Origin of the sequence: Pseudomonas sp. RL (assembly GCF_000647775.1) — a bacterium.
Lineage (GTDB): Bacteria > Pseudomonadota > Gammaproteobacteria > Pseudomonadales > Pseudomonadaceae > Serpens > Serpens flexibilis.
This window is the reverse complement of the sequence record NZ_JBOY01000042.1, coordinates 44,762-61,304: the sequence shown is the minus strand read 5'-3', so window position 1 is coordinate 61,304 and position 16,543 is coordinate 44,762. Positions and strand designations below refer to the sequence as shown.

At 64.5% G+C, this 16,543-nt stretch carries 12 protein-coding genes; 8 read left to right on the top strand and 4 right to left on the bottom strand.

Annotated features, from left to right (window positions below):
• Positions 1-91 precede the first annotated feature (91 nt).
• Complete coding sequence (locus AS93_RS0108105) at positions 92-544, bottom strand: DUF4124 domain-containing protein (protein ID WP_027590151.1); 453 nt, start codon at positions 542-544, stop codon at positions 92-94.
• A gap of 325 nt (positions 545-869) precedes the next feature.
• Between AS93_RS0108105 and mgtE the strand changes: the two genes are divergently transcribed.
• Positions 870-2,312 (top strand): magnesium transporter, encoded by a 1,443-nt coding sequence (gene mgtE / locus AS93_RS0108100; RefSeq protein WP_027590150.1) that lies wholly within the window; start codon positions 870-872, stop codon positions 2,310-2,312.
• A 60-nt stretch (positions 2,313-2,372) separates the two neighbouring features.
• On the opposite strand, the gene AS93_RS0108095 is transcribed toward mgtE, so the two are convergent.
• The 3 genes from AS93_RS0108095 to AS93_RS0108085 form a co-directional block, all read right to left on the bottom strand.
• Positions 2,373-2,702 carry an Arc family DNA-binding protein gene (locus AS93_RS0108095; protein WP_027590149.1) on the bottom strand — a complete coding sequence of 110 codons (330 nt, stop codon included), beginning with the start codon at positions 2,700-2,702 and terminating at the stop codon, positions 2,373-2,375.
• 281 nt (positions 2,703-2,983) lie between these two features.
• Positions 2,984-6,223, bottom strand: coding sequence for an EAL domain-containing protein (locus tag AS93_RS18955; protein WP_051587391.1), 3,240 nt, complete (start codon positions 6,221-6,223; stop codon positions 2,984-2,986).
• Between the two features lie 105 nt (positions 6,224-6,328).
• A complete protein-coding gene (locus AS93_RS0108085; protein WP_027590148.1) occupies positions 6,329-7,255 on the bottom strand; it encodes a LysR substrate-binding domain-containing protein in 927 nt (308 codons plus the stop codon).
• 159 nt (positions 7,256-7,414) lie between these two features.
• Here AS93_RS0108085 and leuC point away from each other — a divergent pair, with 159 nt between their 5' ends.
• The 7 genes from leuC to AS93_RS0108050 all read left to right on the top strand — a co-directional run bounded on the left by leuC (position 7,415) and on the right by AS93_RS0108050 (position 16,504).
• A complete protein-coding gene (gene leuC, locus AS93_RS0108080) occupies positions 7,415-8,842 on the top strand; it encodes a 3-isopropylmalate dehydratase large subunit (protein ID WP_027590147.1) in 1,428 nt (475 codons plus the stop codon).
• 10 nt (positions 8,843-8,852) lie between these two features.
• A complete protein-coding gene (gene leuD, locus AS93_RS0108075) occupies positions 8,853-9,500 on the top strand; it encodes a 3-isopropylmalate dehydratase small subunit (RefSeq protein ID WP_027590146.1) in 648 nt (215 codons plus the stop codon).
• Between the two features lie 106 nt (positions 9,501-9,606).
• Positions 9,607-10,689 carry a 3-isopropylmalate dehydrogenase gene (leuB, locus tag AS93_RS0108070; protein ID WP_027590145.1) on the top strand — a complete coding sequence of 361 codons (1,083 nt, stop codon included), beginning with the start codon at positions 9,607-9,609 and terminating at the stop codon, positions 10,687-10,689.
• Positions 10,690-10,753: 64 nt separating this feature from the next.
• Positions 10,754-11,866 (top strand): aspartate-semialdehyde dehydrogenase, encoded by a 1,113-nt coding sequence (asd, locus tag AS93_RS0108065; protein ID WP_027590144.1) that lies wholly within the window; start codon positions 10,754-10,756, stop codon positions 11,864-11,866.
• Between the two features lie 347 nt (positions 11,867-12,213).
• Positions 12,214-14,955 carry a FimV/HubP family polar landmark protein gene (locus AS93_RS0108060; RefSeq protein WP_027590143.1) on the top strand — a complete coding sequence of 914 codons (2,742 nt, stop codon included), beginning with the start codon at positions 12,214-12,216 and terminating at the stop codon, positions 14,953-14,955.
• Positions 14,956-14,958: 3 nt separating this feature from the next.
• A complete protein-coding gene (gene truA / locus AS93_RS0108055; protein ID WP_027590142.1) occupies positions 14,959-15,813 on the top strand; it encodes a tRNA pseudouridine(38-40) synthase TruA in 855 nt (284 codons plus the stop codon).
• Positions 15,814-15,871: 58 nt separating this feature from the next.
• Entirely contained in the window at positions 15,872-16,504 is a 633-nt protein-coding gene (locus AS93_RS0108050) for a phosphoribosylanthranilate isomerase (protein WP_027590141.1), read from the top strand.
• The last annotated feature ends 39 nt before the right edge of the window (positions 16,505-16,543 follow it).

Here is a 16,543-nt window from a genome sequence, read left to right as displayed (position 1 = left end):
AGTACTCGGCTACGAACCGAGCGGTCGGAGGTTCGAATCCTCCTGAGTCCGCCACATTGAGAAGCCCGCAGCAATGCGGGCTTTTTGCTTTTCAGCCTCCTGCCATCACGCAACCGTGCTCGTCGAACCGAACGGTGCGCGTGCCGCCCTTCCTGTCCGTGTACTGATAGCGGGTCAGGCCGTGGTTCCGGGTGATCCTGTCAGGTTTTCCCAGTGCGCTCTCGATGTCGGCGCGGCTCAGGCCGGCGCGGATCTCCTGGCGGACCATGGCGGTGCGTCGTTCCTGGGCATTCAGCAGGCCGCCACAGGGCAGCGCCTGCTCCTGGCCGCTGACCTTGCCCCGGTTCGGATGGTGCGGCTGGGGAGAGGGGGCTGGCAGGCTGTTCGCCGGCTGCAGGCGCAGTGCTTCACCGTTCGGGCAGCCGTGGTCCGAGAAGCTCACGCGACCCTGAGCATCTACGCAGCGGTAGTAGTTCGCGCCCTGGCTGGTCAGCGGCACGCCAACCAGCAGCACTCCCCAGATCAATGCATGCAATCCCTGCATGGCTTTTTACTCCTTCGTTTTTTTGCGGGGCGAGTGTAGTCGGTACGCGGAATCCTGCTCCCGTGGCATGTGTCCTGTTGCAAAGTGGGCGCGTCGCAAAACGCATCCGGTGAATGACCTGACTTTTTGCTGGCTCCATCGAACTTCCGTGGAGCGCAGCGGCCTCAGGCAGTGCTATTATCCCCGGCTCCGCCCCGAAGGGGTTTTGGAAATCCGCCCACCATGGACTTACCCAGTAGTTACTTATCCGTAATCTCGTTCGCCCTGTCGCGTATGGACTAAGGCCCCCTTCGGCGCGCTCTGCCAGTGGGGGTGGAGTGCGTCAATGACCGAAGTAGAAGTCAAGAAAACCCAGGACAGCCTGCAAGACCGCCTCGCGCAGGTAGTCGATCTCCTGCACCGGCATCGCCTGGTCGAGAACCTGGCCCATCGCCAGGACGCCAGCAACCAGGAGGTCATCGATGACCTGGTGCGCCGTCAGAACCTGACGGAGTTGCAGCGCAAGCTGGATGAGCTGCACCCGGCGGATATCGCCTACATCCTCGAAGCCCTCCCGCTCGATGAGCGCCTGACCGTCTGGCAGTTGGTCAAGGCCGAGCGTGACGGCGACATTCTCCTCGAAGTATCCGATGCGGTCCGGGAAACCCTGATCGCTGACATGGAAGACCACGAGCTGCTTGCCGCCGCCAGGGAAATGGACGTCGACGAGCTGGCCGACCTGGCGCCGGAACTGCCGCGCGATGTCGTCCTCGAGCTGATGGAAAGCCTCGATGCGCAGCAGCGCGAGCGCATGCGCTCGGTGCTGTCCTACGAGGAGGACCAGGTCGGCGCGCTGATGGACTTCGAGATGGTCACCATTCGTGAAGACGTCAGCCTGGAGGTGGTGCTGCGCTACCTGCGCCGTCTCAAGGAGCTGCCCGGGCATACCGACAAGCTGTTCGTGGTCGACTACGACGGTCGCCTGACGGGCGTGTTGCCGCTCAAGCGTCTGCTGGTCAATGACCCGGAGCGCCAGGTAGGCGAGGTGATGGCCGATGATCCGGTGACCTTCAGCCCCGACGAGGACGCTTACGACGCCGCCCAGGCCTTCGAACGCTACGACCTGGTCTCCGCCCCGGTCGTCGACAAGGGGGGCAGGCTGATCGGCCGTCTGACCATCGACGAGATGGTCGACCTGATCCGTGAGGAGAGCGAGAGTGAAGTCCTCAACATGGCCGGTCTGCGCGAAGAAGAAGACATCTTCGCCTCGGTCTGGAAGTCGGTGCGCAACCGCTGGGCCTGGCTGGCGGTGAACCTGGTCACGGCCTTCGTTGCCTCGCGAGTCATCGGCCTGTTCGACGGTGCCATCGAGAAGCTGGTGGCTTTGGCCGCGTTGATGCCCATCGTGGCTGGCATCGGTGGGAATTCCGGCAACCAGACCATCACCATGATCGTGCGTGCCATGGCGCTGGACCAACTCGGCTCCGGCAACGCCGCCTGGTTGCTGCGCAAGGAGCTGGGCGTCGGCTTGGCCAATGGCTTGTTGTGGGGTGGGGTGATCGGCGCGGTGGCCTGGTGGCTGTACGACAGCTGGTCGCTGGGCCTGGTGATGACGGCGGCCATGACCCTCAACCTGCTGCTGGCCGCGCTGATGGGCGTGCTGATTCCGATCACCCTGGCGCGTATGGGGCGTGATCCCGCGATGGGGGCCAGTGTGATGATTACCGCCGTGACCGACAGTGGTGGCTTCTTCATCTTCCTCGGACTGGCAACGCTGTTCCTCATGTAAAAGCACGGCAATAAAAAACCGGCCTTAAGGCCGGTTTTTTATTGCCTGAAAGTTGCAGGCTTAGTGCGTTTGTCCGCCGGCCATTTCCATGTCATTGGCAATCAGCGCAACCAGGGCGTTCTGTTGGCGGCGGGTCAGTTGACGGAAGCATTGCAGCAGCTCACGTTCGCTCAGGGTCAGCTCGGGGCTGTCCAGGCGCAGTGCCAGATCGTCGCTCAGCGAGGCCTCCTGCTGCATGCTCTGCTCAAGCCGGGCAATGATCTCGGAGTTCATGCTGCGGTGATGAAGACGGGCCACTTCGGCGATGCGATCGCGCATGCCGTCGGGCAAACGGACAACGAACTTGTCAGCGGTACGGCTGGAGTAGATAGCCTGTTTCATGGGTCGCATTTCTGATCACCGATCTAGTTCTAGGAATGAATGTTGAAGGCTCAAAACCGCAAGGTTTGACAATGGCAGCGTTTTTAAGTTCATCAACAAACTTCGTTTATATCCGTGCAGAAGTTGTGACTTCTGACACGCTCACATCAAGGCATAAATATTCTGGTACAGCTAAAGGCTTTTTGCCAGCACCAGTGGTCCATTCTTGCGAGTGCAGCCGCAAACCGGATTCTTTTCCGTGCAGGACGTGGGTGTTTTTGTGAGCCAGCACGCAGCTGGCGAACCCAGGCCTATTGTCCCGTGCGCGGTGGGCGGGCCAGTACCTCGCGGAACTCGGCCAGCGGCAGGGGCTGGCTGAAGAGGTAACCCTGGTACAACTGACAGTTCTCGCCGCGCAGGAAGTCCAACTGCTCGCTGCGCTCCACGCCCTCGGCGATGGTCTGCAGGCCCAGGCTGTTGGCCATGGCGATGATGGCGCGAATGATCTCGCTGTCGTTGCCGTTGAGGGGCACGTCGCGCACGAAGGACTGATCGATCTTCAGCACGTCCACCGGCAGACGCTTGAGCTGGGTGAGCGACGAGTAGCCGGTCCCGAAGTCGTCCATGGCGAAGCCGATGCCCAGGCGCTTGAGGCGCTGCATCTTGTTCACGGTGTCTTCGACGTTGCGAATCGCCACGTTCTCGGTGATCTCCAGCTTGAGCATATGAGCAGGCAGGCGGCTTCGGCTCAGGCAGCGCTCGATGCCCTCGTAGAACTCGGGGTGGCGGAACTGGCGGGGGCTGATGTTGACGCACAGGCTGAACCGGCCGCGCTGGATAAGCGTCTCGTCCAGCAAGCGGGCGCAGGTCTGGCAGGCCTCGTTGAGCACCCATAGGCCGACGTCGTGGATCAGGCCGCTTTCCTCGAGCACCTGGATGAAGGATTCCGGGGATTGCATGCCGTAAACGGGGTGGTTCCAGCGCAGCAGGGCTTCGGCGCCGACGATGCATCCGCTGCGGGCATCCACCTGCGGCTGGAAGCGTACCTCGAACTGCTGGCGCTGCAGGGCCTGGCGCAGGTCGTTCTCGATGCGCAGTCGTTCGCTCACCTGTTCCTGCATGCGGCTGCGGAACAGGTGCAGGCGGTTGCGTCCCGAGTCCTTGGCGCGGTACAGGGCGATGTCGGCGCGCTTGAGCAGGTCGTCGGGACTGGTGCCGTGATCGGGGATCAGCGCCACGCCGATGCTGCTGGTGACCTGCAGGGGATGGCCTTCGACGTCCATGGGTTCGGCGAGGTGCGTGCGCAGTTGCTCGGCCACCTGGCGCACTTGGCGGATCACCTGGGCACGCTTGCCCTCCAGGCCGGACAGCAGCACCACGAACTCGTCGCCGCCCAGACGTGCCACCGTGTCTTCCAGGCGGACGTTGGCTTCCAGTCGTGCGGTCAGCATCTTGAGCACCGCGTCGCCGACCGGGTGGCCCAGCGAGTCGTTGATGTGCTTGAAATGATCGAGGTCGATGAACAGCACCGCGCCGCGCAGGTTGTGGCGGTTGAGCAGGGCGATCTGCTGGGTCAGGCGATCCAGCAGCAGGGCGCGGTTGGGCAGGTTGGTCAGTGGATCGTGGTAGGCCAGGTGCTGGATTTGCGCCTGGGCGGCCTTGAGCTGGCTGATGTCGCGGGCGGTGACCAACAGGCATTCGCCACCATCCAGGCGCAGGGTCTCGACCGAGACCTCGGCGAACTTCTCGCGGCCGTCGCGATCCAGCAGATGAACCTCGGTGCGGGGCAGGCGGCCGGTACTGGCAATGCTGTCGAGGATTTCCTGACGTTGCTGCGGATCGATCCGCAGCCGCAGATCAGCCACGCTGCGACCGGTGACTTCTTCCGGGGTGTAGCCGGTCAGTCGGCGAAAGCCTTCGTTCACCTCAAGGAAACGCTGCCCGTCCCGCTCCAGCAGGCAAATGGCGTCGGGGCTGGAGTGGAACGCCTTGGCGAACTTCTCCTCGCTGGCCTGCAGGGCGCGAGTAGCCTGCTGCAGACGGGTGATGTCGTGGAACGAGATGGCGACGTAGCAGTCGCCGTGCATCTCCAGGTAGCGGCAGGAGATCAGACAGGTGATGCTGCGACCGTCCTTGCTGCGGAAGCGGGCCAGGGCGCCGTCCAGGACGCGCTTCCTGTTCAGTTCGCCGATCACTTCGCTGCGTCGTTGTGAGTCCTCCCAGAAGCCTATCGTGCGGGAGGACTGGCCGATGATCTCGGCCGGCTGCCAGCCGAAGACCTCGCTGAAGCTGGGGTTGATGTCCACGAACCGACCGCTTTCCAGCTCGGACACCGAGATAGGCACCGGGCTGCTCTGGAACAGGGTCGAGAATTTCTCTTCCGAGGCGCGCAGCCGCTGTTCGTACAGCACCCTGCTGGTCATGTCGTTGAGGATGCCGGTCATGCGCAAGGGCGTACCCTGGGCATCGCGGTACAGCCGCGCGGTGCTTTCCAGGTGGCGTATCTCGCCGCTGGGCGTGCGCGCGCGGTAGCTCAGCCGACATTCGCTTTCGCTGCCCGTCAGCAGCCCGCGGTAGGCGCGGCGCAGGTTCTCCCGGTCTTCCTCGTGCACGGTTCGGAAAAAGGTGCGGAAGTCACAGCCCGCCTCGGGGACTGCGAGGCCGTGCATGGCAAAGGCGCGAGGCGTTCCCTGCAGGTTGTCGGTGGGTATATGCCACTCCCAGGTGCCCAGGTTGGCCGACTCCAGCGCCAGGGCCAGGCGCTCGCGGCTGTCGCGTAGGGCCAGCTCCTGAGCGCGCAGTTGCGAAACGTCGCGCACCGTGGTGACCAGGCAGGGCGCCCCGTGCAATTCGATCGGAGCGCCATAGAAGCAGAAGTTGCCGATGCTGCCGTCGCGCCGGCGCAGGCGCGCCTCGAAGTCATGCAGGCTGCCATGTCGGGCCAGCTGCTCGACCATCCGCTCGCGTTCCCGGGCATCGACCCACAGGTTCAGCTCCTCCGAGGTACGGCCGATCGCCTGCTCCCGGCTCCAACCGAAGGTGCTGATGAACCCCTTGTTGATCTCGACGAGTCGTCCCGAACGCAGTTCGCTGATGGCGATGGGGTCCGGCGATTGGCGAAACGCCTTGGTGAAAATGTCGTCGTGCGGGGTGCGTTCCGCGTGCAGCGTGATGTCGCGGGCCACCCCTGTGAGCTGCAGGCGGCCGTCGGGCAAGGCATGGATCCGTGCGCCGATTTCCAGCCAGTGATGGCCGCCACCGGGCCAGTGTATGTGCTGGGTCATCGGCGGCAGGATCTCGCCGCGTAGGATGCGGCGGAAATAGCGCAAGGCGCGGATCCGTTCGCGGGAAGGAATCAGGCGCAGGTACTGGCGCGCGGAGGAGGGCGGTGCCTGGCGCAGGCCAAAAGGGTGGTGGGTGCCGTGGGCCCAGCTGACCTGGCCGGAGGTCGGATCCCACAGCCAGATCCCAAGTCGCGCGCAGTCCAGTGCCGCTTCCAGCACCCCGTTGTCGTGGGGTGGTGCGTCCGCTCCGGCATTCTGGGTCAGCATGGTGCGCTCACTTATCGTCAACCACATAAACGCCCACCCATATTCTCCGTTTCCTGACCTCCCTGCCCGGAACGGCTGTGCATTTTTTGCCCCGGGTAGATCCGTTCAGACGGACTGCGGTTCGTTCCCTTGTCCGTGCTGGGCATCCAGCAGCGCCATGAAGGCGCGGGCGGCATTCGACAGGGTGCGCTCCGTGTGCAGCACATAACCCAGTCGTCGACTCAGTTGCGGCCCGGGCAGCGTCAGCCGCACGACCTGATCGTCCAGCATGGTGCGTGGCAGCAGGCTCCAGGCCAGGCCGATGGATACCATCATCTTGATGGTTTCCAGGTAGTTGGTGCTCATGGCGACCTGAGGTGTCAGGCCGGCTACCTCGAACAGTCTATGCACGATTCGGTGGGTGAAGGTGTGCGCCCCGGGAAAAACCGCCGGATGGGCGGCCACGTCCGCCAATGTCAGAGCGCCGTTGCGCGCCAGCGGGTGGTCCGGGGCGGCGACGAAGTCCAGCGGGTCTTCCCAGATGGGAACGGCGCGCAGCGGGGCGCGGGTATCCGGCGTCCGGGCTGCCGGCGTGCGGGCTTCAGGCGCCAGGGTAATCACCGCCAGCTCGGCGCGGCCCTGCAAGACGTCCTCGTAGGCCACTTCGGAATCCAGAAAGCGGATGTCCAGGCTGACCGCCGGATAGCGGCGGGTGAATTCGCGCAGCACCGGGGGCAGGCGATGCAGGCCGATGTGGTGGCTGGTGGCCAGGGTCAGGCGCCCGCTCACCTCGCCATTGAGGTTGGCCAGGGCGCGGCGGGTGTCGTCCAGTTCGCCCAGGATGCGGTAGGCGCGCGGCAGCAGCGCGCGCCCGGCCTCGGTGAGCCCGACCTCTCGTCCGAGACGGTCGAACAGGCGCACCTCCAGTTGCTGCTCCAGGGCAAAGATGCGCTTGCTGACCGCGGGCTGCGTCAGGTGCAGGCGCTCGCCGGCGAGGGAGAAGCTGCCGCTCTCCGCGACGGCGATGAAGGCGTTGAGGGTGGCGAGGTCCATCGTGGGTATCCGGTAGGAAAAGGGGGGGCTGGTATTCCGTTGGGGAATTCAGTGAATGAAAAATATGAATTTGAGTAATTCATGACAAGCCCCTAGCATCGCCCCCATACGTGCAAGGGGCATAGCACCCCGCATGAGCAACCGATGAGGAAGAGTCCGATGGCTGGCAAAACCCTTTATGACAAGCTCTGGGAGATGCATGAGGTCAAGCGCCGCGACGATGGTTCGTCGCTGATCTACATCGACCGTCATATCCTCCACGAAGTGACCTCGCCCCAGGCCTTCGAAGGCCTGCGCCTGGCCGGTCGCAAGCCGTGGCGCATCGACGCCAACATCGCCACCCCGGACCACAACGTGCCGACCACCCGAGCCGAGCGCCAGGGCGGACTGGAAGCCATCGCCGACGAGGTGTCGCGCATCCAGGTTCAGACCCTCGACGAGAACTGCGACGATTTCGGCATCCTCGAATTCAAGATGAATGATGTCCGCCAGGGCATCGTCCACGTAATCGGCCCGGAGCAGGGCGCCACCCTGCCGGGCATGACCGTGGTCTGCGGCGACTCGCACACTTCCACCCACGGCGCCTTCGGCGCGCTGGCCCACGGCATCGGCACCTCGGAGGTCGAGCATGTGCTGGCCACCCAGTGCCTGGTCGCCAAGAAGATGAAGAACATGCAAGTGCGCGTCGAAGGCAAGCTGCCGTTCGGTGTCACCGCCAAGGACGTCGTGCTGGCCATCATCGGCAAGATCGGCACCGCCGGCGGCAATGGCCACGCCCTGGAGTTCGCCGGCAGCGCCATCCGCGACCTGTCCATGGAAGGCCGCATGACCCTGTGCAACATGGCCATCGAGGCCGGTGCCCGGGTCGGCATGGTGGCGGTGGACGAGAAGACGATCGCCTATGTCGAAGGCCGTCCCTACGCGCCGAAGGGCGCCGACTGGGAGGCTGCCGTGGCGCTGTGGAAGGGCCTGGTGTCCGACGCCAATGCGCAGTTCGACACCGTGGTCGAGCTGCAGGCCGAAGACATCAAGCCGCAGGTCAGCTGGGGCACCTCGCCGGAAATGGTCCTGGCGGTCGATCAGCGCGTGCCGGACCCGGCGGCCGAGGCCGATCCGGTCAAGCGCGACTCCATCGTGCGCGCCCTCAAGTACATGGGCCTGGCCGCCAACCAGCCGATCACCGAGATCAAGCTGGACCGCGTGTTCATCGGCTCCTGCACCAACTCGCGCATCGAGGACCTGCGTGCCGCCGCCGAAGTGGCCAAGGGTCGCAAGGTTGCCGCCAACGTCAAGCAGGCGCTGGTGGTGCCGGGTTCCGGCCTGGTCAAGCAGCAGGCCGAGAAAGAAGGGCTGGACAAGATCTTCATCGAAGCCGGCTTCGAGTGGCGCGAGCCGGGCTGCTCCATGTGCCTGGCCATGAACCCGGACAAGCTGGGCAGCGGCGAGCATTGCGCCTCCACCTCCAACCGCAACTTCGAAGGGCGCCAGGGCGCCGGCGGCCGTACCCACCTGGTGAGCCCGGCGATGGCCGCCGCCGCCGCGGTGACCGGCCACTTCATCGACGTTCGCGAACTGCTCCAGGCCTGAGGACATAGACATGAAAGCCTTTACCCAACATACCGGCCTGGTCTGCCCGCTGGATCGCGCCAACGTCGACACCGACCAGATCATTCCCAAGCAATTCCTCAAGTCGATCAAGCGTACCGGCTTTGGCCCCAACCTGTTCGACGAGTGGCGCTACCTGGACGTCGGCCAGCCGAACCAGGACTGCTCGAAGCGTCCGGTAAACCCGGACTTCGTGCTCAACTTCCCGCGCTACCAGGGCGCCAGCGTGCTGCTGGCCCGCGAGAACTTCGGCTGCGGTTCGTCCCGCGAGCACGCGCCCTGGGCGCTGGACGAGTACGGCTTCCGCACCATCATCGCGCCGAGCTTCGCCGACATCTTCTTCAACAACAGCTTCAAGAACGGCCTGCTGCCGATCGTGCTGAAGGAAGAAGAGGTCGATGCGCTGTTCCAGCAGGCGGAAGCCACCGAGGGCTACCAGCTCACCGTCGACCTGCAGGCCCAGACCGTGACTCGCCCGGATGGCGTGCAGTACCGCTTCGAGATCGACGCCTTCCGCAAGCACTGCCTGCTCAACGGGCTGGACGACATCGGCCTGACCCTGCAGGACGCCGACGCGATCAAGGCGTTCGAGAGTAAACACCGGCAGGCTCAGCCCTGGCTGTTCGGCGCGATCAAGTAAGCGAGCGTGCAGGTAGGTTGGAAAATCGCGCAGCGTTTTCCACCAGAGGATTCCGGTGGATAAGGCCGATGGCCGTTATCCACCCTACAAAAAATAGAGGAATGCAATGAGCAAGCAGATTCTGGTTCTCCCGGGCGACGGCATCGGCCCGGAAATCATGGCCGAGGCCGTCAAGGTCCTGCAGCTGGCCAACGAGAAGTACAACCTGGCGTTCGAACTGAACTATGACGAGCTGGGCGGTGCGGCCATCGACAAGTACGGCGTGCCGCTGGCCGACGAGACCCTGGAGCGCGCCCGCCAGGCCGACGCCATCCTGCTCGGCGCCGTGGGCGGTCCGAAGTGGGACACCATCGATCCGGCCATCCGTCCCGAGCGTGGCCTGCTGAAGATCCGTTCGCAGCTGGGCCTGTTCGGCAACCTGCGCCCGGCGCTGCTCTATCCGCAACTGGCCGCCGCCTCGACCCTGAAGCCCGAAGTGGTCGCAGGCCTGGACATCCTCATCGTTCGCGAGCTGACCGGCGGTATCTACTTTGGCGCCCCGCGCGGCACCGAGACCCTGGCCAACGGCGAGCGCAAGGCCTACGACACCCTGCCGTACAGCGAAAGCGAGATCCGTCGCATCGCCAAGGTCGGCTTCGACATGGCCATGGTGCGCAACAAGAAGCTCTGCTCGGTGGACAAGGCCAACGTCCTGGCTTCCAGCCAGCTGTGGCGCGCAGTGGTCGAGGAAGTGGCCAAGGATTACCCGCAGGTCGAGCTGTCGCACATGTACGTCGACAATGCCGCCATGCAACTGGTGCGCGCCCCCAAGCAGTTCGACGTGATCGTCACCGACAACATGTTCGGCGACATCCTGTCGGACGAGGCTTCCATGCTCACCGGTTCCATCGGCATGCTGCCGTCGGCGTCGCTGGACGCCAACAACAAGGGCATGTACGAGCCCTGCCACGGCTCCGCGCCGGATATCGCCGGCAAGGGCATTGCCAACCCGCTGGCCACCATCCTCTCGGTGTCCATGATGCTGCGCTACAGCTTCGCCGAAACGGCTGCCGCCGATGCCATCGAGCAAGCGGTCAGCCTGGTGCTGGACCAGGGGCTGCGCACGGGTGACATCTGGTCGGAAGGCTGCACCAAGGTCGGTACCCGCGAAATGGGTGACGCAGTAGTCGCGGCGCTGCGGAACCTGTAATCTCACCGGCCTGCCGCCTGCGGGCGGCGGCCCACTTTCCTATTTCGAGGGTGTAGTTACAAAGATGAAACGTGTAGGTCTGATCGGCTGGCGTGGCATGGTGGGTTCCGTGCTCATGCAGCGCATGCGTGAAGAGCGGGACTTCGACCTGATCGAGCCGGTGTTCTTCACTACCTCCAATGTCGGCGGCCAGGGCCCCGAGATCGGCAAGGACATCGCGCCGCTGAAGGACGCCTACAGCCTCGATGAACTCAAGACCCTCGATGTGATCCTCACCTGCCAGGGTGGCGACTACACCAGCGAGGTGTATCCCAAGCTGCGCGAAGCCGGCTGGCAGGGCTACTGGATCGACGCCGCCTCGACGTTGCGCATGGCCGATGACGCGGTCATCGTCCTGGATCCGGTCAACCGCCGGGTCATCGACCAGCAGCTGGACGCCGGCGTCAAGAACTACATCGGCGGCAACTGCACCGTCAGCCTGATGCTGATGGCCCTCGGTGGCCTTTACGAAGCTGGGCTGGTGGAGTGGATGAGCGCCATGACCTACCAGGCTGCCTCCGGCGCCGGCGCGCAGAACATGCGCGAGCTGATCAAGCAGATGGGCACCATCCACGGCGCAGTCGCCGAGGAGCTGGCCAATCCGGCCAGCGCCATCCTCGATATCGACCGCAAGGTGGCCGAGGCCATGCGCGGCGAAGCCTTCCCGGTGGACAACTTCGGCGTGCCGCTGGCCGGTAGCCTGATCCCCTGGATCGACAAGGAGCTGCCCAATGGCCAGAGCCGCGAAGAGTGGAAGGGCCAGGCCGAGACCAACAAGATCCTCGGTCGCAACAAGAACCCGATCCCGGTGGATGGCCTGTGCGTGCGCATCGGTGCCATGCGCTGCCACAGTCAGGCGCTGACCATCAAGCTCAACAAGGATGTGCCGCTGTCGGACATCGAAGGGCTGATCAGCCAGCACAATCCGTGGGTGCGGCTGGTACCCAACCACCGCGAGCAGTCCATGCGCGAGCTGAGCCCGACCGCGGTCACCGGCACGCTGAACGTTCCGGTGGGTCGTCTGCGCAAGCTGAACATGGGCTCCCAATACCTGGGCGCCTTCACGGTGGGCGACCAGCTGCTGTGGGGCGCGGCCGAACCGCTGCGTCGCATGCTGCGTATCCTGCTGGAGCGCTGATTCGCCAACCATGTTTGCAGAACGCCACGGCTTGCCCGTGGCGTTCTGCTTTAAACCTGTGTGTTTATTCGGGTCATACGGGCGGAGTTCGACTGCGGTAGGAATGGCTGGTGAGGCCGCGCGCGTCGATTTGTGGATTGCGTCCGATAACGTCCGGAAAGGTTCCGCAATGAACGAGGTGTCCTAGGCTGGGTTGTTGATAAAACGATACCCGTCAAAGATACTTACCGAAATTTTCAAGGGCTTAACCCACTTGACGCTAGGTCGAGACAGGAAGCCGGCCTCGCTCGGGTGATAGAGGCGTATGCGCCTCCTTGCCGCCAGAGGGAAAGTACAAGGAAACCAATATGGCTCGGATTCGCAAACTGGTGCTGGCAATTGCAGCTGCTTCGGCCTTTTCTTCCGGAGTCGCGAATGCGCTGGGGTTGGGGGAAATCTCTCTGCAATCGGCCCTGAATCAGCCTTTGGTTGCGGAAATCGAACTGCTGGATGTTCGTGGTCTGTCCCCGGCGGAAGTGATGCCGGCGTTGGCCTCGGCGGATGAGTTCCACAGGGCAGGGGTCGATCGCCCGTTCTTCCTGAACGATCTGCAGTTTTCCCCGGTCATCAATGCCCAGGGCAAGAGCATCATTCGCATCAGTTCCAGCAAGCCGGTGCGCGAGCCTTACCTGAACTTCCTCGTCGAGGTGAACTGGCCGAGCGGTCGCGCGCTTCGCGAGTACACCGTTCTGCTGGATCCGCCGCTCTACAACCCGCAGAACACGGCGGATGTCGCGCCGCAGCTGGCGCTTGCCGCACCGGCTCCCCAGTCGCAGAGCCAGAGCCAACCGGCGCCCAGGGTTCAGCCTGCCCGTACCGCCCCGTCCACTGTGCGGCCGGTGGTCGCCCAGGCTGAGCCGCAGAGCGAATACCGCACGGTCGCCCAGGATACGCTCTGGGAAATTGCCAGTCGCCACCAGCGTGGCAGCGCCACCGTGCAGCAGACCATGCTGGCCATTCAGGATCTGAACCCGGGCGCCTTCATCAATGACAACATCAACCTGCTCAAGACCGGCCAGGTGTTGCGCCTGCCCGACGAGCAGCAGATAGCGGCTCGTACCCGCCGCGAAGCAATTGCCCTGGTGGCCGAGCAGAATGCAGCCTGGCAGGCCTGGCGGCAGGCGCGCAGCCTGGCTGGCGGCGCGCGTCAGCTGGATGCCACCCGTCGCACCGTTGCGGGCCCTGCACCGGAGCGCGTGGAGCTCGGGGACAGCCTGCGACTGGTCGCCGGTACCGAGGGTAAATCTGCCGAAGGTCAGGATGCCGGCAGCGCTCTGGCCGACAAACTCGCAGTGGCTCAGGAAAATCTGGATACCTCCCGGCGCGCCAGCGCGGAGCTTGAAGGGCGCATGGGGGATCTGCAGAGCCAGCTGGACAAGCTGCAGCGCCTTATCGAACTGAAGGACAGCCAGCTGGCGCGTCTCCAGGCTCGTCTGGCGGAAGAGGAGCAGGCCGCTCAGCAGGCGCCCGAGGTGACTGCGACTCCTGCGGCCGAGCAGTCGCCCGAGCTGCAGCAGCAGAATTCGGCGCCGCAGCAGTCGTCCCCGCAGCCATCGGACGGGGCGCAGACCACTGATGCTGCTCCAGGCGCCTTCGAGGCGCCGCTGCAAAGTGCCAATGAACAGCCGGCCCCTGCGCCGGCTGAAGTGCTTCAGAGCGTCGTGCCGGCCGCTAGTGCAGAGCCGTCCACGGCAAGCGACGCCGGCCTGCAAGGCTATGTCGATCGCCTGCTTGCCGATCCGCTGTTGTTGGGCGCCATTGGTGGCGGCAGCCTGCTGGCGCTGCTGCTGGCCCTGATGGCCCTGTCGCGTCGCAACGCCATGAAGGAAGCCGAACTGCAGGAAGGCCTGGGCCTGAGCGACGACGATCAGGCGTTCAGCGAGGAACTGGCGCTGCCCAGCAGCAGCTTCGATGATCTCGGTGGCGTTTCCCGTAACGGTCAGTCTGCCAGCAAGGCTGGTGATGCCACCGATGTGCTGGGGGAGGCCAACATCTACATTGCCTATGGCCGCTTCAACCAGGCTGCCGAGCTGTTGCTCAATGCGCTGGACGAGGAGCCGGAGCGTCGCGACCTGCGCCTCAAGCTGATGGAAGTATTCGCCGAACAGGGTGATCGCGCCGGCTTCCAGCGCCAGGAAGCCGAGTTGCGCGAAGTCGGCGGTGCCGAAAGCGAGATCCGCAAGTTGAAGAGCCGTTACCCGGATATCGCCCAGGCGCCGGTGTCTCCGGCGACAGCGGGTGCGATGGCCGTTGCCGCCACTGCCGGAGCGACGACCCTGGCGGGCTGGCAGGATGCGGAAGAGGCGATCCCCAGCCTCGACGAGTTGAGCTTCGACGATGAGCTGCAGGTTTCCCCGGCGCTGGCTACTCCGAATGTCGCGGAAGACCTCGACAAGCCGTTGCCGGCCTATGACGACCTCGACTTCGACCTTCAGCTGGATAGCGAGCCCGCCCTGAACGTGACCGAACCGGTTGTTCCGACAGCTGTGGCGCCGATCGCCGAGCCGGCCGCTGAGGAAACGCTGGCCGATCTGGAGTTCACCCTGGACGATCCGTTCGAGTCGCTGGTCGGCGAAGACGAAGTCGAGAATGAAGATGATCTTCCCGAGTTCGAGCTGCCGACCCTGGATGCCATTGAGCCGCCGGCGCGCGATAACGAACTGTCGACCCTGCCGGAGGACTTCGACCTGTCCCTGGCGGAGGCCGAGCAGCTGCTGTCCGGTGACGAGCCGGAGCCGTCCGCGGTGGATGATTTCGAAGCCGAGCTGGAGCGTGTGAATGCTCAGCTCGATACGCTTACCGATGAGCTGGAGATGCCTGCCGTCGAGCCGCCGCCTTTCGACATCACGGACCTGGGGCCGCTGGAAGATGACGAGGACTTCGATTTCCTCTCCGGTACCAATGAAACCGCCACCAAGCTCGACCTGGCGCGAGCCTACATCGACATGGGTGACAGCGAGGGCGCTCGCGACATCCTTGATGAGGTGCTGGGTGAGGGTGACGACAGTCAGAAGAACGAAGCGCGGGAGCTGATGGCCCGCCTGAGCTGATCGATGAAACAAGCAGTAGCAGTACCGCCAGCGGCAGCCGAAACGGCTGCCGCTGGCGTTTACAGGATTGCCCTTGGTGTGGAGTACAAAGGTTCGCGTTATCGCGGCTGGCAGCGGCAGGGTGCCGGTGTGCCTTCCGTCCAGGAAGCGCTGGAGCGCGCCCTGGGCAGGGTGGCCGCCGAGTCGGTTAGCCTGCAGTGTGCCGGCCGCACGGATGCGTCTGTGCATGCCAGCGGCCAGGTGGTGCATTTCGATACGGCGGTCGAGCGACCGTTGCAGGCCTGGGTGATGGGGGCCAACGCCAACCTGCCGGGGGATATCAGTGTCTGCTGGGCCAAGGTCATGCCGGCCGACTTTCACGCGCGCTTCAAGGCGTGTGCGCGCCGTTACCGCTACGTGATCTACAACGACCCGGTGCGTCCCGCCCATATGGCCGAGGAGGTCACCTGGAACCACCGGCCACTGGACGTGCAGCGCATGCGCGAAGCGGCCGCGCTGCTGGTCGGCACCCATGACTTCACTTCGTTTCGTGCCGTGCAGTGCCAGGCCAAGTCGCCGATCAAGACAGTTCATCACCTGAACGTCATCGAGCACGGCCGCTTCATCGTGCTGGATGTACGCGCCAATGCCTTCCTGCACCACATGGTGCGCAATTTCGCCGGTGTGCTCATGACCATCGGCGCCGGCGAGCGCCCGGTGGAGTGGGTCAGCGAGATCCTGGCTGCCCGGGACCGGCGTGCCGGGGGCGTTACGGCGCATCCCTACGGGTTGTATCTGGTGCGGGTCGAGTACCCGGAGGAATTCGAGTTGCCGCAGCGTTATCTGGGCCCGCATTTCCTCTCTGCGCTGCCCGAGTGACACCGGTCGCTGCCGCAGGGCCACTCTGCTAACATCCAGCCCCTGTTCAGAGGAGCCAATCGTGGTCGTTCGCAGCAAGATCTGTGGGATTACCCGTATCGAAGACGCTCTGGTCGCCGCCGAGGCGGGCGCCGACGCCATCGGGCTGGTGTTCTACGACAAGAGTCCGCGCGCCGTCGATGTGCGCCAGGCGCGCGCCATCCTCGCCGCCCTGCCGCCGTTCGTGACCAGCGTCGGCCTGTTCGTCAACGCCAGCCGCTGTTTCATTGGCGAAGTGCTGGATGCCGTGCCGCTGGATGTCCTGCAGTTCCATGGTGATGAAACGCCGGAACAATGCGAAGGGCATGGTCGCCCCTGGTTCAAGGCGCTGCGCGTGCGCCCGGGTGACGACCTGCACGCGGAAGCAAGACGCTTTGCTGGCGCCCGGGCGATCCTGCTGGATGCCTATGTGCCCGGTGTGCCGGGAGGCACCGGCGAGCGCTTCGACTGGAGCCTTATCCCCGCCGACCTGCCCATGCCGCTGATCCTGGCCGGTGGGCTGACGCCCGACAATGTGACTGAAGCCATCGCTTCGGTGCGTCCGTATGGGGTGGATGTCAGTGGCGGTGTGGAGGCGGCCAAGGGAATCAAGGACGCTGCGAAAGTGGCGGCGTTCATCCGGCGCGTGCGCGGGGTTGGCGACCGCATGTGACGAGCGTGATGGCGCCGCCGTCATTAGCTCCAGTCGTCG